Source organism: Pseudomonas sp. UBA7500 (assembly GCF_002478435.1).
GTDB classification, from domain to species: Bacteria; Pseudomonadota; Gammaproteobacteria; order Pseudomonadales; family Pseudomonadaceae; genus Aquipseudomonas; species Aquipseudomonas palmensis.
The window spans coordinates 37,752-57,588 of record NZ_DLNW01000031.1 but is presented as its reverse complement, the minus strand read 5'-3'; the positions used below and the strand labels follow the sequence as shown (position 1 = coordinate 57,588).

Annotated in this window: 18 protein-coding genes; 2 read left to right on the top strand and 16 right to left on the bottom strand. The window is 61.6% G+C overall.

Going from position 1 to position 19,837, the window contains the following annotated elements; genetic code table 11:
• Positions 1 to 93: 93 nt before the first annotated feature.
• On the top strand, positions 94 to 954 hold the full coding sequence (locus B4I46_RS14910) for a pirin family protein (RefSeq protein ID WP_286900765.1): 861 nt from the start codon (positions 94 to 96) through the stop codon (positions 952 to 954).
• 60 nt (positions 955 to 1,014) lie between these two features.
• On the opposite strand, the gene B4I46_RS14905 is transcribed toward B4I46_RS14910, so the two are convergent.
• From B4I46_RS14905 to B4I46_RS14890, 4 genes are all read right to left on the bottom strand, one after another.
• Positions 1,015 to 1,740 carry a dienelactone hydrolase family protein gene (locus B4I46_RS14905; RefSeq protein ID WP_116053355.1) on the bottom strand — a complete coding sequence of 242 codons (726 nt, stop codon included), beginning with the start codon at positions 1,738 to 1,740 and terminating at the stop codon, positions 1,015 to 1,017.
• Between the two features lie 56 nt (positions 1,741 to 1,796).
• Positions 1,797 to 3,701 carry a molecular chaperone HtpG gene (htpG, locus tag B4I46_RS14900; RefSeq protein WP_286900761.1) on the bottom strand — a complete coding sequence of 635 codons (1,905 nt, stop codon included), beginning with the start codon at positions 3,699 to 3,701 and terminating at the stop codon, positions 1,797 to 1,799.
• Positions 3,702 to 3,810: 109 nt separating this feature from the next.
• Positions 3,811 to 4,272 (bottom strand): PaaI family thioesterase, encoded by a 462-nt coding sequence (locus B4I46_RS14895; RefSeq protein WP_043863128.1) that lies wholly within the window; start codon positions 4,270 to 4,272, stop codon positions 3,811 to 3,813.
• On the bottom strand, positions 4,269 to 4,727 hold the full coding sequence (locus B4I46_RS14890) for a PaaI family thioesterase (protein WP_286900798.1): 459 nt from the start codon (positions 4,725 to 4,727) through the stop codon (positions 4,269 to 4,271). The genes B4I46_RS14895 and B4I46_RS14890 overlap by 4 nt, the downstream gene beginning before the upstream one ends.
• A 177-nt stretch (positions 4,728 to 4,904) precedes the next feature.
• Between B4I46_RS14890 and B4I46_RS14885 the strand changes: the two genes are divergently transcribed.
• Entirely contained in the window at positions 4,905 to 5,186 is a 282-nt protein-coding gene (locus tag B4I46_RS14885; RefSeq protein ID WP_043863130.1) for a hypothetical protein, read from the top strand.
• A gap of 49 nt (positions 5,187 to 5,235) precedes the next feature.
• On the opposite strand, the gene B4I46_RS14880 is transcribed toward B4I46_RS14885, so the two are convergent.
• The 12 genes from B4I46_RS14880 to sdhC all read right to left on the bottom strand — a co-directional run bounded on the left by B4I46_RS14880 (position 5,236) and on the right by sdhC (position 19,551).
• A complete protein-coding gene (locus B4I46_RS14880) occupies positions 5,236 to 5,637 on the bottom strand; it encodes an MAPEG family protein (protein ID WP_286900758.1) in 402 nt (133 codons plus the stop codon).
• Complete coding sequence (locus B4I46_RS14875; protein WP_054915669.1) at positions 5,634 to 6,374, bottom strand: DUF599 domain-containing protein; 741 nt, start codon at positions 6,372 to 6,374, stop codon at positions 5,634 to 5,636. Before B4I46_RS14875 ends, B4I46_RS14880 begins: the two co-directional genes overlap by 4 nt.
• Before the next feature lie 178 nt (positions 6,375 to 6,552).
• Positions 6,553 to 7,866 carry a branched-chain amino acid transport system II carrier protein gene (gene brnQ / locus B4I46_RS14870; RefSeq protein ID WP_043863133.1) on the bottom strand — a complete coding sequence of 438 codons (1,314 nt, stop codon included), beginning with the start codon at positions 7,864 to 7,866 and terminating at the stop codon, positions 6,553 to 6,555.
• 351 nt (positions 7,867 to 8,217) lie between these two features.
• Positions 8,218 to 9,102: a succinate--CoA ligase subunit alpha gene (sucD, locus tag B4I46_RS14865; protein ID WP_038613108.1), complete on the bottom strand. Its 885-nt coding sequence runs from the start codon at positions 9,100 to 9,102 to the stop codon at positions 8,218 to 8,220.
• Complete coding sequence (gene sucC, locus B4I46_RS14860) at positions 9,102 to 10,268, bottom strand: ADP-forming succinate--CoA ligase subunit beta (RefSeq protein WP_043863134.1); 1,167 nt, start codon at positions 10,266 to 10,268, stop codon at positions 9,102 to 9,104. The genes sucD and sucC overlap by 1 nt, the downstream gene beginning before the upstream one ends.
• 175 nt (positions 10,269 to 10,443) lie before the next feature.
• Entirely contained in the window at positions 10,444 to 11,880 is a 1,437-nt protein-coding gene (lpdA, locus tag B4I46_RS14855) for a dihydrolipoyl dehydrogenase (RefSeq protein WP_043863135.1), read from the bottom strand.
• 94 nt (positions 11,881 to 11,974) lie between these two features.
• Positions 11,975 to 13,192, bottom strand: a complete 1,218-nt coding sequence (gene odhB / locus B4I46_RS14850; protein ID WP_054915668.1) for a 2-oxoglutarate dehydrogenase complex dihydrolipoyllysine-residue succinyltransferase — start codon at positions 13,190 to 13,192, stop codon at positions 11,975 to 11,977.
• A gap of 42 nt (positions 13,193 to 13,234) precedes the next feature.
• Positions 13,235 to 16,066, bottom strand: a complete 2,832-nt coding sequence (locus tag B4I46_RS14845) for a 2-oxoglutarate dehydrogenase E1 component (protein WP_043863137.1) — start codon at positions 16,064 to 16,066, stop codon at positions 13,235 to 13,237.
• 244 nt (positions 16,067 to 16,310) lie between these two features.
• Positions 16,311 to 17,015, bottom strand: coding sequence for a succinate dehydrogenase iron-sulfur subunit (locus tag B4I46_RS14840; protein WP_043863138.1), 705 nt, complete (start codon positions 17,013 to 17,015; stop codon positions 16,311 to 16,313).
• 11 nt (positions 17,016 to 17,026) lie between these two features.
• The gene (sdhA, locus tag B4I46_RS14835) at positions 17,027 to 18,799 is read right to left on the bottom strand and encodes a succinate dehydrogenase flavoprotein subunit (protein WP_043863139.1); all 1,773 of its coding nucleotides are present in this window, start codon (positions 18,797 to 18,799) and stop codon (positions 17,027 to 17,029) included.
• 3 nt (positions 18,800 to 18,802) lie between these two features.
• Complete coding sequence (gene sdhD, locus B4I46_RS14830; protein WP_043863140.1) at positions 18,803 to 19,171, bottom strand: succinate dehydrogenase, hydrophobic membrane anchor protein; 369 nt, start codon at positions 19,169 to 19,171, stop codon at positions 18,803 to 18,805.
• Positions 19,165 to 19,551 (bottom strand): succinate dehydrogenase, cytochrome b556 subunit, encoded by a 387-nt coding sequence (gene sdhC, locus B4I46_RS14825; protein WP_088515660.1) that lies wholly within the window; start codon positions 19,549 to 19,551, stop codon positions 19,165 to 19,167. Before sdhC ends, sdhD begins: the two co-directional genes overlap by 7 nt.
• Between the last annotated feature and the right edge of the window lie 286 nt (positions 19,552 to 19,837).

The following is a 19,837-nucleotide window of genomic DNA, read 5'->3' as shown; positions in this document are numbered from 1 at the left end:
GACCCAGGGTAGACCTGCCGCCGGGCGCAACGGTTCAGCCCGGGCACCGGGCAGGTTATGCTTCCAATTATTTCCATCGCCCTGGTGCCCCTGATGAACCCTCCCCTGGTAATCCGCCCGCGCGCCGAATCCGTCGAAGGCCAACCCATCCTGCGCCCGCTGCCTTCGGCACGGCGGCGCAGCGTCGGGCCGTTCGTGTTCTTCGATCACATGCTGGCGACCGACTACCCGCCCGGGCGTGGCATGGACATTCGCCAGCACCCGCACATCGGCCTGTCCACCCTCACCTACCTGTTCGAAGGCCAGTTGCAGCACAAGGACAGCCTGGGCTCGGATCAGCGCGTGAGTGCCGGCGAGGTGAGCTGGATGACCGCCGGCAGCGCCGTGGCGCATATCGAGCGCACCCCGCCGGAGCTGCTGGGTCAGCCCAAGCGCCTGCACGGGCTGCAGGTGTGGCTGGCCTCGCCGAAGGATCACGAACAGGGGCCGGGGCACTACAGCCATCACCCGGCGGCCAGCTTGCCGAGCAGCGATGCGCTGGGGGTGAGTATCCGCATGATCGCGGGCACGGGGTTTTGCCTGACCTCGCCAGTGCCGGTGTTGTCAGCGACCCTGTATGCCGAGGTGCGCATGCAGGCGGCGAGCACGCTGCTGATTCCCGCCGAACACGCTGAACGGGCGGTTTATGTACTCGACGGTGAGGCGAGCCTTGATGATCAGCCACTGGAGCCGTGCAGCCTGGTGGTGCTGCCCGAAGGCGACGCGATGAGCCTGTACGCCGACAGCGAATGCCACCTGGTGATCATTGGCGGCGACGCACTGGACGGGCCGCGGCGGATGAACTGGAACTTCGTCGCCAGTGACCCGGCGCTGATCGAGCAGGCACGGGCACGCTGGGCGGCCGGGGATTGGCCGGTGGTACCGGGCGAGATCGGGCGAATCGAGTTGCCTTGAGATTCACCGGCAAGGCCGGCTCCTACAGAGGCAGGAGCGGGCTTGCCAGCGAAGAGGCCATCAGGCCTGGAACACTTCCCGCAGCAGGTTGTGCATCGCCTGGAACGCGCGCTTGGACGTCCTGGCGTCGTACTTCATCTTGCCTGGCACGTTCGCTGCGGGGTCGGTGAACGAATGCACCGCACCTCCGTAGCTCACCAGCTGCCAGTCAGCCTTGGCCGCATCCATCTCGGCCTCGAAGGCAGGCAGTTGCTCGCGCGGCACGAGCGGGTCGGCTGCACCGTGCAACACCAGCAACGCTGCCGACACCTTGCCCTCCTGGGCCGGCAGCGGCGTGTCCAGCGTACCGTGGAACGACACCGCAGCGCGCAGACGCTGGTCTTCACGGGCCAGCTCCAGTGCGCAGCAACCGCCGAAGCAGAAGCCGAAGGTGGCCAGCTTGCCCGGCGCAAGCACTGCCTTCGATTGCCCCAGCAACTGATCCAGCGCCGCCTTCATGCGTTTGCGCAGCTCGACCCGATCATTTTTCAGCGGCATCATCGCCGCCCCCGCTTCATCCATGTTGGATGGGCGCAGCGTCTGCCCATACAGGTCAGCCAGCAGCACCACATAGCCCTGGGCCGCCACCTCCCTGGCAATGCGCTCGGCGCCCTCGCCGATGCCCATCCAGTTCGGCGCCATCACCAGGCCCGGCTGTTCCTTGGCGCCGTGGGTATACACCAGGCGGCTTTCGTACACCTTGCCGTCAAGCTTGTACACCAGCGACTCGATCGTCACGTTGCTCATGAACCCCTCCTTGCACAATGAAAAAAGCCCGCCGAAGCGGGCTTTCCTGCAACTGCTTACGCCGACAGTTCGACCAGCAGCTTGTTCAGTCGACGCACATACGCCGCCGGATCCTTGAGGCTGTCGCCCGCCGCCAGGGCGGCCTGATCGAAGAGGATATGCGAGAAGTCGGCGAAACGGTCTTCGCTCTGCTCGTTGTCCAGCTTCTCGATCAGCGGGTGACCCGGGTTGAATTCGAAGATCGGCTTGGAGTCCGGCACCTTCTGCCCGCTGGCTTCGAGGATCTGGCGCATCTGCAGGCCCATGTCCTGTTCACCGATGGCCAGGATCGCCGGCGAATCGGTCAGGCGGTGCGACACGCGCACTTCGCTGACGGTATCGCCCAGCGCGGCTTTCAGACGCTCGACCAGGCCTTCCTTGTCCTTGGCCACTTCTTCCTGAGCCTTCTTGTCCTCCTCGGAGTCCAGCTTGCCCAGGTCCAGGTCGCCACGGGCCACGTCGACGAAGCCCTTGCCGTCGAACTCGCTCAGGTAGCTCATCAGCCACTCGTCGATGCGGTCGGTCAGCAGCAGCACTTCGATGCCTTTCTTGCGGAAGACTTCCAGGTGCGGGCTGTTGCGTACCTGCGCGTAGGACTCGCCGGTGAGGAAGTAGATCTTGTCCTGACCTTCCTTGGCACGTGCCAGGTAGTCGGCCAGGGACACGCTCTGCTCGCCGCTGTCGTCGTGGGTGGAGGCAAAGCGCAGCAGGCCGGCGATCTTCTCCTTGTTGGCGAAGTCTTCCGCCGGGCCTTCCTTGAGCACCTGGCCGAAGTTCTTCCAGAAGCCCTTGTACTGCTCAGGCTCGTTCTTGGCCAGCTTCTCGAGCATGTCCAGCACGCGCTTGGTCAGCGCCGACTTCATCGAATCGATGATCGGGTCTTTCTGCAGAATCTCGCGCGACACGTTCAGCGACAGGTCGTTGGAGTCGACCACACCCTTGATGAAGCGCAGGTACAAGGGCAGGAACGATTCGGCCTGGTCCATCACGAACACGCGCTGCACGTACAGCTTCAGGCCGCGTGGCGCTTCACGCTGGTACAGGTCGAACGGCGCACGGGCCGGCACGTACAGCAGCGAGGTGTACTCCAGCTTGCCTTCGACCTTGTTGTGGCTCCAGGCCAGCGGGTTTTCGAAATCGTGGCCGATGTGCTTGTAGAACTCCTGGTATTCCTCGTCCTTGATCTCGGTACGCGGACGGGTCCACAGCGCGCTGGCACGGTTGACGGTTTCCCACTCCATGGCCGGCTGCTCTTCGCCTTCGGCGGCAGTCGCTTCCTTGGGCAGTTCGATCGGCAGGGCGATATGGTCGGAGTACTTCTTGATGATGTTGCGCAGGCGCCAGCCATCGGCGAATTCGTCTTCACCTTTTTTCAGGTGCAGCACGATGCGCGTACCGCGCTCGGCCTTGTCCACGGTGGCGACTTCGAACTCGCCCTCGCCCTTGGACGACCAGTGCACGCCCTCGCTCGCCGGAGTACCGGCGCGGCGGCTGTAGACATCGACCTGGTCGGCGACGATGAACGCCGAGTAGAAGCCCACACCGAACTGGCCGATCAGGTGCGAGTCTTTCTTCTGGTCACCGGTGAGGTTCTTCATGAAGTCGGCAGTGCCGGACTTGGCGATGGTGCCCAGGTGGGTGATCACGTCATCGCGGTTCATGCCGATGCCGTTGTCTTCCAGGGTGACGGTGTTGGCCGCCTTGTCGAAGCTCACGCGAATCTTCAGGTCGCTGCCGCCCTCGAGCAGCTCGGGCTTGGCCAGGGCTTCGAAGCGCAGTTTGTCGACGGCGTCGGAGGCGTTGGAAATCAATTCGCGAAGGAAGATTTCCTTGTTCGAGTACAGCGAATGGATCATGAGGTGCAGCAGCTGCTTCACCTCGGTCTGGAAGCCCAGGGTTTCTTTTTGAGTTTCCACACTCATGGTCTTCAACACTCCGATCTGATGGCAGTAGTCACTCGGGCCGACGGCCCCCGCGGGGCAGCGTCCGGCCTTTCGTGGCGGGATGAACAGCAGATGGGGGCTGGCATATCTATTTCAAGGGCACGGGCAGTTCTTTGATCTTGAAATGCGCACGGGCCGTGGCGATGGGCTGGTCCGGGTCGCCCTGCCAGGCGGTGATCGCGACGTTGGTCACCCGCCGCCCCTGGCGCCACAGCTGGCACCGCGCATAGGTATCGCGGTACAGGCCGGCGCGCAGGTAATCGATGGAAAAGTCGATGATCCTGGGAATGCTCGCGCTTTCGCTGAAAATCAGCAGGTACAGCGCCGCCGACAGTTCCATGAACCCGGCGATCACCCCCCCATGGATCGCCGGCAGCAACGGGTTGCCGATATTGTCGGCACTGGCCGGCAGGCAGAACAGCAGGTCGTCGCCGTCACGGCTGCACTGGATGCCGATCAGGCTGGCGTAGGGGATCAGTTGCAGCAATGGCGCGTAGTTGCCCTGGGCATGCGCCTGGCGCAGCTGTGCATGCACGTCCGCGGGAATCATTGCGCCACCGCCTTGAGCTGCCGGCCAAAGCCCAGGCCGCCCTTGATGTCCTTGCCCAGGCGCATGTAGGTGCCCACCACCTGGGCAATCGGCTGGTCGGGGTCGTCCTGGTAGGCGCAGCCGCGGATGAAGATCACATCGCGGGTGACCCGGTAGCACTGCGCCTGGCCATGCACCGCCTTGTCGGCCTGCCCCGGGTGCATGTAGTCGATGCGCAGGTCCAGGGTCGGGCACACCTCGAACTCGGCCAGGGCGCACAGGGTGGCCATGCCCAGCGCAGTGTCCATCAGGGTGGTGATTGCACCGCCATGGATCGCGCCGCTCTGCGGGTTACCCACGATCTGCGGCGAGTACGGCAGGCACAGCGTGATGCCGTCGGCATCGGCACGCTCTACGTGCATCTTCAACAACTGGCAATGGCGCAGCGCCGAAAGAAAACGTTCGGCCTGGGCCATCAACGGTGACGGTTCATTCACGGTCAGCTCCTTGTGCAATAACTCAGGTGCTGCATAAGCCTGAGGGAAAGTCTATATGGATCCGGCACTTATATATGTGCAAACGACGCGGAACTTATGTCGCTTACTTGAACTCAGATAATTCAAGCAACTCTATTCCACAAGGAGAAACACCCCATGCGTAAACCCATTGCCTTTGCCGTTATGCTGGCCGCCGCCCTGGGCCTCGCTGCTTGCGATAAAGCCAGCGAAAACAAAGCCCAGGACGCTCAAGAACATGCCGAGCAAGCCCAGAAGAAAATGGACGACGCTCAGGATAAGATGAACGACGCCGCCAAAGAAAACGCCGAAGCCGCCAAAGACAGTGCTGAAGCCGAACAAAAGCGTGCAGAAGAAAACAACCAGGCCGCTCCTGTGACGCCAGCACCAGAAGCCGCCCCGGCAGAACCTGCCAAGTAAGCAACTGCGCTTTATTGAAAAAACCCGACTCAGGTCGGGTTTTTTCATGTCAGGCCAGAAGTTGGCGAAAGGTCGGGCTGAGCATCAGCAACAATGAACAGATCAGCCCGATCGACCAGACCAGGCTGCGCTGCCACGCAAAGTCAAACCAGTACAGCGGCAGGTAGATGATCCGCGCGATCACGAAGATGATCGCCAGGGTATCGATCAGAAAACCCTGGGTCTGGGTGGTGTGCGCCATCAATACACCTACGGCGAACAACATGAATGCTTCGAAACTGTTCTGGTGCGCCGCCACCGCCCGGGCGCCCATGCCGGTCAGTTGCGCCTGCTGGCTGCGCGGCAGGTGGTTGTCGTAGCTGCCCTGTTGCTTCATCGCACGCGCCACCGGCACCCGCGCCACATAGATCAGCAGTGCGCTGATCAACACACACCAGAACGGAATACTCATGCGACCGGTTCCTTGTTCGGCTCAGGCAATGGCGCCTCTGTAGGGGTATAGACCATCACGTCGAGCACGTCGGAATGAAACTCGCGGCGGTACAGCACCAGTACTACCCCGGTGCTCATCAGCACCAGCAGCCAGGGGCTGATGAACCAGCTGAGCAAGGCCATGCCGAAATAGTACGAGCGCAGCCCGAAGTTGAACTGGTTGGCCGCCAGCGAGATCACCCGCGCCCCGCGCAGAGCGAAGGCCTTGCGCTCCTGCTCGCTGACCTGACGCTCGCCGATCATCGGTGCCGAGCCCACCAGCACGGCGGCGAAGTTGTACTGGCGCATGCACCAGCTGAAGGTGAAGAAGGCGTACACGAACACCATCGCCAGGCATAACAGTTTGATTTCGGACATGCCCTGGGATGTCTGCTGTACCAGCGGCAGGTCGGCCAGCAGCGACCAGGCGCGGTCCGAGGCGCCCAGCACGGTGAGGATACCGGCCAGGATGATCAGGGTGCTGGAGGCGAAGAACGATGCGTTGCGCTCCAGGTTGCCGATCACGCTGGCGTCGGCGATGCGGTTGTCGCGCAGCAGCATGCGGCGCATCCAGTCCTCGCGGTACAGGTGCATGACGCTGGCCAGGCAGGCGGTATCACGGGCCTTCCAGCTGGCGTAGCGGGTGTAGCCGCCCCAGCAGGCAACGAACCAGCAGGCGGCAAACAGGTTGATCAGGTTGTTCTGGATGAAACTCATGGCGCTCCCGAAGAAATGGCACAGGATGGTGCATTGTCCGCCTTTCGACGCTGCCAGCGGCAAAAAGACACGTGGCCCCGAGACGAAAAAGCCCCGCATCCGAATGGATGCGGGGCTCTTCAGAGGCTGGCCCGGCAGGCGATCATGGCTTGTGGCCCTCGCCTGCCGCGGCCGACACTCAGGCGACCGCTTCGCGCGGCTTGCCGAGCATGCGGTCAAGCACCACGGCAACAGCCAGCATCGCCACCGAAGGCACCAGCCAGGCCAGGCCCTGCTCGCTCAGCGGCAGGTGCGCCAGCGACTCCGGCAGCCAGCCAGCGAGGTTGGCGCCCTTGAGCGCGTCGATCACGCCGAACAGCAGCGACACCGCCATGACCGGGGCCATGATGCGGGTCTGGGAGTTCCACAGGTTGCCGCAGAAACTCAGCGCCACCAGCACGATGCAGGGCGGGTAGATTGCCGTGAGCACCGGGATCGAGAACGCGATCAGCTTGGTCAGGCCCAGGTTCGACACCACCAGCGAGAAGCCGGCCAGCAGCACCACCAGCATACGGTACGACAACGGCAGTACCTGGCTGAAGTACTCCGCGCAGGCGCAGGTCAGGCCCACGGCGGTGACCAGGCAGGCCAGCGCGATCAGTACAGCCAGGAAGCCACTGCCCAGCGAACCGAAAGTGTGCTGTACATAGGCATGCAGCACCGCCGCACCATTGCTCGCACCGGCGGCGATCTCGTGGCTGCCCGCACCCAGGCGGAACAGGCTGATGTACACCAGCGCCAGGCCGACACCGGCAATCAGGCCGGCGATGATGGCATAGCGGGTGATCAGTTGCGGCGAGTCGACGCCACGCGAGCGGATCGCGTTGACGATGACGATACCGAACACCAGCGCGCCCAGGGTATCCATAGTCAGGTAGCCATTGATGAAGCCCTGGGAGAACGGCGCGGCGACATATTCAGGTTGCGCCACCCCCATGGTGCCGGCCGGCAGCATGAACGCGGCGATGCCCAGCGCGGCCAGCGCGATGATCTTCAGCGGGGCCAGGAAGCGCCCGACGGTATCGAGCAGCTTGCCCGGGTACATGGACACGGCCAGCACCACGGCAAAGTACACCAGGCTATAGATGAACAACGCGGTCGGGCTCTCGCCGGTCAGCGGTGCAACACCTACCTCGAAGGACACGGTCGCGGTACGCGGGGTGGCGAACAGCGGGCCTACGGCCAGGTACGCGGCAGCCGCCAGCAGGCCACCGGCCACCTTGCCGATCGGGCTGCTCAGCGCGTCCATGCCGCCACCGACCTTGGCCAGTGCCACCACGGTGATCACGGGCAGGCCCACGGCAGTGACCAGAAAGCCCAGGGCGGCCAACCAGACGTAGGGGCCCGATTGCAGGCCGACGATAGGCGGGAAAATGATGTTGCCTGCGCCCACGAATAACGCGAACGTCATAAAACCAAGCGCCAGGATGTCCTGGCCTTTCAAGACTTTCATTAAGGAAATACCACACTTCTGAAATCGGGATTTAGAGAGGGACTTCCCCTTGGGTGAGGGAAATGCTGCCTGCCCGGATGGAGCAGACCCGTTTAGCGTGTAGCTCCCTTTTGGGGTGCTGGCACAAAATGAGGGCACAGGTTAACGAATCTGGCCGCAAAACGCACTGCCAGAGGGGTGCTTGTCCGATGAGCGAATATGCATGTCGCGTGGATGACCGACTTTTATGCAAGAACGCGCTGTCTGCTTCGCCGGCAAGGCCGGCCCCTACAGGGGGCAGCGTTGTACACCAGAAAGCACAAAGGCCACCCGAGGGTGGCCTTTGCCGAAGCGTGGAAGGTCAGCCGCAGCTTACTTCTTCACTTCCCAACCGGTCAGCTCGGCCAGGGCCTTGCCGATGTCGGCCAGCGAACGCACGGTTTTTACACCGGCGTCCTGCAGGGCTGCGAACTTCTCGTCTGCAGTACCCTTGCCGCCCGAAATGATGGCGCCAGCATGGCCCATGCGCTTGCCCGCTGGGGCAGTCACACCGGCGATGTAGGAAACCACTGGTTTGGTGACGTTTGCCTTGATGTAGGCAGCCGCTTCTTCTTCAGCCGAACCGCCGATCTCGCCGATCATCACGATCGCCTCGGTCTTCGGGTCTTCCTGGAACAGCTTCAGGATGTCGATGAAGTTCGAACCCGGGATCGGGTCGCCACCGATACCGACGCAGGTGGACTGACCGAAACCGGCGTCAGTGGTCTGCTTCACGGCTTCATAGGTCAGGGTGCCGGAACGCGACACGATACCGACCTTGCCTGGCAAGTGGATGTGACCTGGCATGATGCCGATCTTGCACTCGCCCGGGGTGATGACGCCTGGGCAGTTAGGGCCGATCAGGGTAACACCCAGCTCGTCGCACTTGACCTTGGCATCGAGCATGTCCAGGGTAGGAATGCCTTCGGTGATGCACACGATCAGCTTGATGCCGCCGAACGCTGCTTCCAGGATCGAGTCCTTGCAGAAAGGCGCCGGTACGTAGATGACCGACGCGTCGGCGCCGGTAGCAGCTACTGCTTCTTTCACGGTGTTGAACACCGGCAGGCCCAGGTGAGTGGTGCCGCCTTTGCCTGGGGTCACGCCGCCAACCATCTTGGTGCCGTAGGCGATGGCTTGCTCGGAGTGGAAGGTACCCTGCGAGCCGGTGAAGCCCTGGCAGATGACTTTGGTGTCTTTATTGATCAGGACGCTCATTACTTGCCCTCCGCAGCTTTGACAACTTGTTGAGCAGCGTCGGTCAGGCTGGTTGCCGCAATGATGTTCAAACCGCTTTCTGCCAGTACTTTGGCGCCCAGTTCAGCGTTGTTGCCTTCCAGACGAACAACAACCGGCACTTTAACGCCAACTTCTTTCACTGCACCGATGATGCCTTCGGCAATCATGTCGCAACGAACGATGCCGCCGAAGATGTTGACCAGTACGGCCGCGACATTGCTGTCGGACAGGATGATCTTGAACGCTTCGGTCACGCGCTCTTTGGTAGCGCCACCACCTACGTCGAGGAAGTTGGCTGGCTTGCCGCCGTGCAGGTTGACGATGTCCATGGTACCCATGGCCAGGCCGGCACCGTTGACCATGCAGCCGATGTTGCCTTCCAGGGCCACGTAGTTCAGCTCGAAGCTGGCAGCGTGGGCTTCACGAGGATCGTCCTGCGACGGGTCGTGGAAGGTTTTCAGCTTGGGCTGACGGTACATGGCGTTGGCGTCGATGTTGATCTTGGCATCGAGGCAGTGCAGATCGCCGTCGGCCTTGATCACCAGCGGGTTCACTTCCAGCAGTGCCAGGTCGTGCTCTTTGAACAGCTTGGCCAGACCGACGAAGATCTTGGCGAACTGAGCAACCTGCTTGCCTTCCAGACCCAGCTGGAATGCCAGCTCGCGACCCTGGAATGGCTGAGCGCCAACCAGTGGATCGATAGTGGCCTTGATGATTTTTTCCGGAGTGTCGTGAGCGACTTTCTCGATGTCCACGCCACCTTCGGTGGAGGCCATGAACACGATACGACGGCTCGAACGGTCAACGACAGCGCCCAGGTACAGCTCTTTAGCGATATCAGTGCACGATTCAACCAGGATCTTGGTGACTGGCTGACCATTGGCATCGGTCTGGTAGGTAACCAGACGCTTGCCCAACCACTGGGCAGCGAACGCCTTGGCGTCTTCTTTGCTGCGAACCAGCTTTACGCCGCCCGCTTTACCGCGACCACCGGCGTGAACCTGGGCTTTTACAACCCACTCGGTGCCACCGATCTTGTCGCAGGCTTCTGCTGCAGCTTCAGGGGTGTCGACTGCGAAACCCTTGGAAACTGGCAGGCCGTATTCAGCGAACAGCTGCTTACCCTGATACTCGTGAAGATTCATGCTTTTTACCGTCTTCGTTAGGTACTGCGCTTCGGCGCTGCGCTCCTGTGGAGTGCCGCGCCACCTGTGACCGCTTGCCCCCGGTATGCTCCGGGAGTTCGAGTCCGGCGGACTTTCCGCGGTGAGCCATGCACGCAAGACTCACGACGGGCCGTCCGCCGTGGTTTCTTATTGTTTAACGCTTCTTGCGGTTGGCTACGTGGATGGCACCGCCATTCACGGCCAGAGCGGCTTCGTGCAGCGCTTCAGACAAGGTCGGATGGGAGAAGACCATCATGCCCAGGTCTTCGGCGCTGGAGCCGAATTCCATTGCGATTGCACCCTGCTGCACCAGTTCGGCAGCGCTTGGGCCAATGACGTGTACACCCAGAACGCGGTCGGTCTTGGCATCGGCGATGACCTTGACGAAACCACCGGTGTCGTTGGCCGCCATCGCACGGCCGCTGGCCGCGAACGGGAAGGTGCCCACGTTAACCTCAACGCCTTCAGCCTTCAAGGCTTGCTCGGTTTTACCGACCCAGGCCATTTCCGGGTGGGTGTAGATAACCGATGGGATCAGGTCGTAGTTCATCTGGGCCTTGTGGCCCTTGATGCGCTCGACGACCATGATGCCCTCTTCCGAGGCCTTGTGCGCCAGCATCATGCCACGTACCACGTCACCGATGGCGTAGACGCCCGGTACGCTGGTAGCGCAGTAGTCGTCAACGAACACGAAACCGCGCTCGTCGATGGTCACGCCGCTGTCGGCAGCCAGCAGGTCGGTGGTCACAGGGCGACGGCCGACTGCAACGATCAGCCTGTCGAAGGTGATCTTCTGCTCGCCGTTGGCGTCGGTGTAGGTCACTTCGACTTCGTCGCCGTTGACCTTCGAGCCGGTCACGCGAGCGCCCAGCTTGATGTCCAGACCTTGCTTGGTCAGGGTCTTCAGGCCTTCCTTGGCAACAGCGGTGTCGGCTGCCATCAGGAAGGTGTCCAGGGCTTCGAGCACGGTCACCTGGGCACCCAGGCGCGACCATACCGAACCCAGCTCCAGGCCGATGACGCCGGCGCCGATCACGCCCAGGCGTTTTGGCACGGTCTGGAATTCCAGGGCGCCGGTGGAGTCGACGATGACTTTCTGGTCGACCGGAGCCGGCGGAATGTCGATCGGACGCGAACCGGAGGCCAGGATCACGTTCTCGGCTTCGATGATTTCGGTGCTGCCGTCAGGCTTGGTGACTTCGACTTTCTTGCCGGCCAGCAGTTTGCCGTGGCCCTGGATCGAAGTGACGCCGTTGGCCTTGAACAGGGTGGCAACGCCGCCGGTCAGGTTCTTGACGATGCCAGCCTTGCGGCCAACCATCGCAGCCACGTCCATCTTCACTTCGCCAGTGGAGATGCCGTGCACGTTGAAGCTCTCTTTGGCTTCCTTGTACTTCCAGGAGCTGTCCAGCAGCGCCTTGGACGGAATGCAACCCACGTTCAGGCAGGTACCGCCGAGGGCCAGTTTGCCTTCGCCGTCAACGTACTTCTCGATACAGGCAGTGCTCAGGCCGAGCTGGGCAGCCTTGATCGCGGCTACATAGCCGCCAGGACCTGCACCAATCACTACCACGTCGAATTTCTGGGTCATAAAAGATTCCTTTTAGCGTCAAGCGGCAAGCTGCAGGCGGCAAGGCGAACACGCTTCTGCTCGAAGCTTGTCGCTTGCAGCCTGCAGCTGTTTATCAGATGTCCAGCAGCAGACGAGCCGGGTCTTCCAGCAGGTTCTTGATGGTCACCAGGAACGTCACGGCTTCTTTGCCATCGATCAGGCGGTGATCGTAGGACAGTGCCAGGTACATCATCGGACGGATCACGACCTGGCCGTTGACGGCCATCGGACGCTGGATGATGTTGTGCATGCCCAGGATTGCAGCCTGCGGCGGGTTGACGATCGGGGTCGACATCATCGAACCGAAGGTACCACCGTTGGTGATGGTGAAGGTACCGCCGGTCATCTCGTCGATCGACAGTTTGCCGTCACGGGCCTTCTTGCCGAAGGTGGCGATGCCGCCTTCGATTTCGGCCAGGCTCATCTGCTCGGCGTTACGCAGTACCGGTACCACCAGGCCGCGGTCGCTGGACACGGCAACACCGATGTCGGCGTAGCCGTGGTAGACGATGTCGCTGCCGTCGATCGAGGCGTTGACGGCCGGGAAGCGTTTCAGCGCTTCGGTGGCAGCCTTGACGAAGAACGACATGAAGCCCAGGCGCACGCCGTTGTGGGACTTCTCGAACAGGTCCTTGTACTTCGAACGCAGTGCCATGACTTCGGTCATGTCGACTTCGTTGAAGGTGGTCAGCATCGCCATGTTCGACTGTGCTTCGACCAGACGCTTGGCCACGGTGGCACGCACGCGGGTCATCGGCACACGCTTCTCGGTACGGTCGCCAGTGGCGACAACCGGGGCAGCGGCAGCAGCGGCCGGCTTGGCAGCAGCGGCAGCCGGAGCGGCCTTCTTGTTGGCGACGGCAGCGACGACGTCTTCCTTGGTGATGCGACCGCCTTTGCCGGTGCCAGCGACGCTGGCCAGGTCGATGGCGTTTTCTTCGGCCAGCTTGCGTGCGGCAGGCGCAGCAATCGGGTCGTCTTCGCCAGCGTCGGCCGGAGCGGCAGCCTGGGCAGGTGCAGCGGCAGCGGCGGCCGGAGCAGCAGCTGGTGCAGCGCCTTCATTGATCGAACCCAGCACTTCGTCGGACAGCACGGTCTCGCCTTCGCCCTTGACGATGTCGCCCAGCACGCCATCGGCGGTGGCCAGCACTTCCAGGACGACCTTGTCGGTCTCGATGTCGACGATCAGCTCGTCACGCTTGACGGCTTCGCCCGGTTTCTTGTGCCAGGTGGCAACGGTGCCATCGGCAACCGATTCCGGGAAAGTAGGGGCTTTGATCTCGATAGCCATTATCAGTGGTTCCTTAAATTCGGTTTCTGGTGCGCGATGGCATTAAACGGTGAAGGCAGCTTGCAGCAGTTTTTCCTGCTGTTCGGCGTGCATCGAAGCGTAACCACAGGCAGGTGCTGCCGAGGCGTCACGACCGGCGTACTCAAGGACCAGGTCCTTGTTGTGACGGCTCAGGATGCGACGCATGTGGTGCTGGCTGCTGTACCACGCGCCCTGGTTCATCGGCTCTTCCTGACACCACACCACGTCCTTCAGACCGGTGTAAGGCGCAAGGATTTCAACCAGATCGTCTTCAGGGAACGGATACAGTTGCTCGATACGCACGATAGCGATGTCTTCACGACCTTCGGCACGGCGTTTTTCCAGCAGATCGTAGTAGACCTTGCCGCTGCACAGCACCAGGCGCGTCACCTTGGCCGGATCGAGGCTGTCGATTTCCGGAATGACGGTCTGGAACGAGCCTTCGGCCAGTTCTTCCAGGGTCGAGATGGCCAGCTTGTGGCGCAGCAGCGACTTGGGTGTCAGCACGATCAGCGGCTTGCGCAGCGGACGGATGACCTGACGACGCAGCAGGTGGTAGATCTGAGCCGGCGTGGTCGGTACGCAGACCTGAACGTTGTGCTCGGCACACAGTTGCAGGTAACGCTCCAGACGCGCCGAGGAGTGCTCAGGCCCCTGCCCTTCATAACCGTGTGGCAGCAGCATGGTCAGACCGCACAGACGGCCCCACTTGTGCTCGCCGCTGGTGATGAACTGGTCGACAACCACCTGGGCACCGTTGGCGAAGTCGCCGAACTGGGCTTCCCAGATCACCAGCGCATTGGGCTGGGTGGTCGAGTAGCCGTATTCGAACGCCAGTACCGCCTCTTCGGACAGGAACGAATCGTACAGGTCGAAACGTGGCTGGCCCGGGAACAGGTTCTGCAGCGGGATATAGGTGCTGGCGTCCTTCTGGTTGTGCAACACCGCATGGCGGTGAGAGAAGGTGCCGCGACCGATATCCTGACCCGTCATGCGGATCGGGTGACCTTCGAAGGCCAGGGTGGCGTACGCCATGGTTTCGGCGTAACCCCAGTTGATCGGCAAGCCACCGGCCTGCATCTTCTGGCGATCTTCGTAGATCTTCGAGACCTGGCGCTGAACCACGAAGCCTTCCGGCAGCTCCAGCAACTTGGCCGAGAGCTCCTGCAGGGTCTTGAGGTCGAAGCGGGTGTCGTGACGCGCGGTCCAGGCGTGGCCCAGGTATGGACGCCAGTCGACGAACAGCTCCTTGTTCGGCTCCTTGACCAGACTTTTCACAACATGCAGGCCGTTGTCCAGCGCATTGCGGTACTCGTCGACCTTGGCCTGGACGCGCTCGGCATCCAGACGACCGGCCTGGGTCAGCGCATCGGCGTACAGCTCACGGGTGGTGCGCTGCTTGCTGATCTGCTGGTACATCAGCGGCTGGGTGCCGTTCGGCTCGTCGGCCTCGTTGTGGCCGCGACGACGGTAGCAGACCAGGTCGATGACCACGTCACGCTTGAACTGCATGCGGTAGTCGACCGCCAGCTGGGTCACGAACAGCACCGCTTCCGGATCGTCGCCGTTGACGTGCAGGATCGGCGCCTGGATCATCTTGGCGACGTCGGTGCAGTACTCGGTGGAACGCGAGTCCAGCGGGTTGCTGATGGTGAAACCAACCTGGTTGTTGATCACGATGTGCACGGTGCCGCCGGTCTTGAAACCGCGGGTCTGCGACATCTGGAAGGTTTCCATGACCACGCCCTGGCCAGCGAAGGCCGCGTCGCCGTGGATCGAGATCGGCAGTACCTTGTCGCCAACGCTGTCGTTGCGGCGGTCCTGACGGGCACGCACCGAACCTTCCACCACTGGCGAGACAATTTCCAGGTGCGAAGGGTTGAACGCCATGGCCAGGTGAACTTCACCGCCGGCGGTCATCACGTTGGACGAGAAGCCCTGGTGATACTTCACGTCACCGGAACCCAGCTCGACCTTCTTCTTGCCTTCGAACTCGTCGAACAGCTCGCGCGGGTTCTTGCCGAAGGTGTTGACCAGTACGTTCAGGCGACCACGGTGGGCCATGCCGATCACGACTTCCTTGGTGCCATAGGAACCGGAGCGCTGGATCAGCTCGTCCAGCATCGGAATCAGGCTTTCGCCGCCTTCCAGGCCGAAACGTTTGGTGCCCGGGTATTTGGTACCCAGGTATTTCTCCAGGCCTTCTGCCGCGGTAACGCGCTCGAGCAGGTGGCTCTGGATGTCTGCGGAAAATTCAGGACGCCCACGCACGCTCTCCAGACGCTGCTGGAACCAGCTGCGCTGCTCGGAGTCGACGATGTGGGTGAACTCGGCGCCGATGGTGCGGCAATATGTCTGCTGCAACGCCTCGAAGATTTCGCGTAGGCTCGCTTCCTCTTTGCCGATGAACAGGTCGCCGGCACGGAAGGTCGTATCAAGATCGGCATTGGTCAAGCCGTAATGATTGATCGACAGGTCTACTGGCGCAGGGCGCTGCCACAACCCCAGGGGGTCGAGCTTCGCGGCTTGGTGGCCGCGCATACGGTAGGCCTGGATCAGTCGCAGCACTTCAACCTGCTTCTTCTCGTGTTCACTGCTCACGCTACCGGCGGAAACCGGTTGGGCGCGGCGCTGGTTCTTTGCCAGCAGTACGAAATGGTCGCGGATCGTCGAGTGCGATACATCGGTGGCAGTGCTGCCTTCGGCGGGCAACTTCTGAAAGTAAGTGCGCCACTCTTCTGGCACAGCGTTAGGGTCGTGCAGGTAGAGCTCGTAGAGCTCTTCCACATAGGCAGCGTTACCACCTGAAAGGTGGGCGCTGTTCCACATGCGCTGCATCACGCTTTCTTGCATGCTTGGTCACCCTCGGTTAGGGGCCTCGATCGGCAAGAACCACAGCAAGCTGAGTTGAGTCCGTATGCAGCGACTGAACCAAGCCACCGAGAGTTCCGCAGATTTACCGGGTACCAGCCCGGACGCCCCTGCTGGTCTCATATCTTCATAGGTAAAAGCTCGGGCTTTTGGCCTTTGCTCAAGTTGCACCTCGGTGCGGGCAAGGGCCCGCACTTCGGTGTGCTACGGGTACAACACTTTTGAATCAGGTGCCGCTTTGCAGCAGCATGTTACGTACGTGGCCGATTGCCTTGGTCGGGTTCAGACCTTTGGGGCAAACGTTTACGCAGTTCATGATCCCGCGGCAGCGGAATACGCTGAACGGATCATCCAGGGACGCCAGGCGCTCCTGGGTCTTGGTGTCACGGCTATCGGCCAGGAAGCGATAAGCTTGAAGCAGAGCGGCCGGGCCCAGGAACTTGTCCGGGTTCCACCAGAACGACGGGCAGGAAGTCGAGCAGCAAGCGCACAGGATGCACTCGTACAGACCGTCCAGCTTCTCGCGTTCTTCCGGGGACTGCAGGCGTTCGATCGCCGGCGCCGGGGTATCGTTCTGCAGGAACGGCTTCACCTTCTCGTACTGCTTGTAGAAGATGCTCATATCAACGACCAGGTCACGGATGACCGGCAGGCCGGGCAGCGGACGCACGACCAGCTTGTTCTTCTTCACCACCGCCGAAAGCGGGGTGATGCAGGCCAGGCCGTTCTTGCCGTTGATGTTCATGCCATCGGAACCGCACACGCCTTCGCGGCACGAACGACGATAGGAGAAACCTTCGTCCTGTTCCTTGATCAGTGCCAGCACATCCAGAACCATCAGGTCCTTGCCGCCGGTATCGACTTCGAACACCTGGGTCTTAGGTGCCGAGTCGGTGTCGGGGTTGTAGCGATAAACTTCGACTTTCAACATAGTGGCCACCCTTAGTAAGTCCGGACTTTAGGCTCGAACGTCGGAACGGTTTTCGGCGAGAAGTTGACTGCACGCTTGGCAACCCGCTTTTCACCCGGGAAGTACAGGGTGTGGCACAGCCAGTTTTCGTCGTCACGGTCTTCGAAGTCTTCACGGGCGTGGGCACCGCGGGACTCTTTGCGCACTTCAGCAGCGATTGCAGTGGCTTCAGCGACTTCCAGCAGGTTCTGCAGCTCCAGCGCTTCGATACGCGCGGTGTTGAAGGCCTGGGACTTGTCGTTGATCTTGACGTTGGCGATACGCTCGCGTAGGCCAGCCAGCTGTTCGATACCCTTCTGCATGTATTCGCCGGTGCGGAACACGCCGAAGTAGTTCTGCATGCAGCTTTGCAGCTCGCGACGCAGGGTTGCCACGTCTTCGCCGTCGGTACGCTCGTTGAGCTTGTTCAGACGGTTCAGCGCGACTTCCACGTCGGTGTCGCTGGCGTCGCGGTATTCGATACCGTCGCTCAGGGCCTTTTCCAGGTGCAGGCCGGCCGCACGGCCGAACACCACCAGGTCGAGCAGCGAGTTGCCGCCCAGGCGGTTGGCGCCGTGAACCGATACGCAAGCCACTTCACCGACCGCGAACAGCCCTTCGATGATGGTGTCTTCGCCGTCGGCGTTCTGCGAGATCGCCTGGCCATGAATGTTGGTGGCAACGCCGCCCATCATGTAGTGGCAGGTTGGAACGACGGGTACGGGTGCAACGACCGGGTCGACGTGCGCGAAGGTCTTGGACAGCTCGCAGATGCCTGGCAGGCGGCTGTGCAGCACTTCCTCGCCCAAGTGGTCGAGCTTGAGCATCACGTGGTCGCCGTTCGGGCCACAGCCGTTGCCGGCGATGATCTCTTTGACCATGGAGCGGGCCACAACGTCGCGACCGGCGAGGTCCTTGGCGTTTGGCGCGTAGCGCTCCATGAAACGCTCGCCGTGCTTGTTGATCAGGTAACCACCTTCACCACGGCAGCCTTCGGTAACCAGTACACCTGCGCCGGCGATGCCGGTCGGGTGGAACTGCCACATCTCGATGTCCTGCACCGGCACGCCGGCACGCAGGGCCATGCCGATACCGTCGCCGGTATTGATCAGGGCGTTGGTGGTGGAGGCGTAGATACGCCCTGCACCGCCGGTGGCCAGTACGGTGGCCTTGGCGCGAATGTAGACGGTCTCGCCGGTTTCGATGCAGATCGCGATCACGCCGACGAAGGCGCCGTCCTGGTTCTTGACCAGGTCAACCGCGTACCACTCGTTGAGGAAGGTGGTGCCGGCTTTCAGGTTGCCCTGATAGAGGGTGTGCAGCAGCGCGTGACCGGTACGGTCGGAAGCGGCGCAGGTACGGGCGGCCTGGCCACCTTTACCGTAGTCCTTGGACTGGCCACCGAACGGACGCTGGTAGATACGGCCGGTTTCGGTACGCGAGAACGGCAGACCCATGTGGTCCAGCTCGAACACCGCAGCCGGGCCTTCCTGACACATGTATTCGATAGCGTCCTGGTCACCGATGTAGTCGGAACCCTTGACGGTATCGTACATGTGCCAGCGCCAGTCATCGTTCGGGTCGGCCGAAGCGATGGCGCAGGTGATGCCACCCTGGGCCGATACGGTGTGCGAACGGGTCGGGAACACCTTGGTGATCACGGCGGTCTTGTGGCCGCCTTGAGCCAGCTGCAGCGCAGCGCGCATGCCGGCACCGCCACCACCAATGATGATGGCGTCGAAGGAAATCGTTGGAATGTTAGCCATGAATCAGATACCCCAGAGAATCTGCACACCCCAGACGAAGTACGCGAACATCGCGACACCACATACCGCCTGGAACAGGAAACGAACTGCAGTCGCCGACTTGCCCAGCGCCATCGGCGTCAGGTAGTCGGTGGCAATGGTCCACATGCCGACCCAGGCGTGAGCGCCCAGGGCAACGAGGGCCAGCAGACTGAAGATCCGCATCGCGTTATGGGAGAACAGGGCGTGCCACTGGGCATAGTCGATGCCAGGGTGCGCCACCAGGTAGCCGATCAGAAAAATGAAGTAAGCCGCGAGAACGACCGCAGAAACGCGCTGCGCCATCCAGTCATAGAGGCCCGAACGCGACAGGTTCGTGACATTAGTTACCATATCCAAACTCCCGCCAGAACGATCACCACCACGGAAATGGCGATAACGATTTTCGAGCCCAGTTTGCCGCCTTCCAGCGTCTCACCGATGCCCATGTCCATAATCAGATGGCGCACACCGGCAACCAGGTGATACAGCAAGGCGGACAGAAGGCCCCACGCCACGAATTTGGCCAGCGGACTGGTCAGGCATGCCTTCACCTCGGCAAAACCTTCCTCGGAACTCAGGGATTGGCTCAATGCGTACAGCATGATGCCCAGGCCCAGAAAGAGGATGATGCCGGAAACACGGTGAAGAAATGACGTAACGCCGGTAATGGGGAGTTTGATGGTCCTTAGGTCTAGGTTTACAGGTCGTTGGCTTTTCACGGCTTTTTTCACACTGAAGAGCCCCTAGCAAGCAGGGCAAAGTTGTTGGTAAGTGTACTGGTCAGGTACCCACCACCCAGGGAGTGACGACCCCAGAAAAGCGGGCTTTAAAGCCCCTGGCGGTCGGGTGCCGAGTATAGACAGTTAGGCTACTAATGACAACGTGAAGCCCTAGCCCAAATAGCGCATTGCCTTTGGCGAACAAAAGGCGTAAACGGGCCGCAATTTCGCGGAAAAACAGCGCCCAAAGCCCTTTACAACCGTGCTTTAGGCAAATTGACATTCGAATTTATCTCAC

Bases quoted from the DNA above. Each gene is read 5' to 3' on its own strand.
- odhB (WP_054915668.1), bottom strand. From the start codon at position 13,192: ATGGCTATCGAGATCAAAGCCCCTACTTTCCCGGAATCGGTTGCCGAT.
- B4I46_RS14890 (WP_286900798.1), bottom strand. From the start codon at position 4,727: ATGGCCCAGGCCGAACGTTTTCTTTCGGCGCTGCGCCATTGCCAGTTG.
- htpG (WP_286900761.1), bottom strand. From the start codon at position 3,701: ATGAGTGTGGAAACTCAAAAAGAAACCCTGGGCTTCCAGACCGAGGTG.
- sdhA (WP_043863139.1), bottom strand. From the start codon at position 18,799: ATGGCTAACATTCCAACGATTTCCTTCGACGCCATCATCATTGGTGGT.
- B4I46_RS14895 (WP_043863128.1), bottom strand. From the start codon at position 4,272: ATGATTCCCGCGGACGTGCATGCACAGCTGCGCCAGGCGCATGCCCAG.
- B4I46_RS14840 (WP_043863138.1), bottom strand. From the start codon at position 17,015: ATGTTGAAAGTCGAAGTTTATCGCTACAACCCCGACACCGACTCGGCA.
- B4I46_RS14905 (WP_116053355.1), bottom strand. From the start codon at position 1,740: ATGAGCAACGTGACGATCGAGTCGCTGGTGTACAAGCTTGACGGCAAG.
- B4I46_RS14910 (WP_286900765.1), top strand. From the start codon at position 94: ATGAACCCTCCCCTGGTAATCCGCCCGCGCGCCGAATCCGTCGAAGGC.
- B4I46_RS14875 (WP_054915669.1), bottom strand. From the start codon at position 6,374: ATGAGTTTCATCCAGAACAACCTGATCAACCTGTTTGCCGCCTGCTGG.
- sucD (WP_038613108.1), bottom strand. From the start codon at position 9,102: ATGAGCGTCCTGATCAATAAAGACACCAAAGTCATCTGCCAGGGCTTC.
- B4I46_RS14885 (WP_043863130.1), top strand. From the start codon at position 4,905: ATGCGTAAACCCATTGCCTTTGCCGTTATGCTGGCCGCCGCCCTGGGC.
- B4I46_RS14880 (WP_286900758.1), bottom strand. From the start codon at position 5,637: ATGAGTATTCCGTTCTGGTGTGTGTTGATCAGCGCACTGCTGATCTAT.
- sucC (WP_043863134.1), bottom strand. From the start codon at position 10,268: ATGAATCTTCACGAGTATCAGGGTAAGCAGCTGTTCGCTGAATACGGC.
- brnQ (WP_043863133.1), bottom strand. From the start codon at position 7,866: ATGAAAGTCTTGAAAGGCCAGGACATCCTGGCGCTTGGTTTTATGACG.
- B4I46_RS14845 (WP_043863137.1), bottom strand. From the start codon at position 16,066: ATGCAAGAAAGCGTGATGCAGCGCATGTGGAACAGCGCCCACCTTTCA.
- lpdA (WP_043863135.1), bottom strand. From the start codon at position 11,880: ATGACCCAGAAATTCGACGTGGTAGTGATTGGTGCAGGTCCTGGCGGC.
- sdhD (WP_043863140.1), bottom strand. From the start codon at position 19,171: ATGGTAACTAATGTCACGAACCTGTCGCGTTCGGGCCTCTATGACTGG.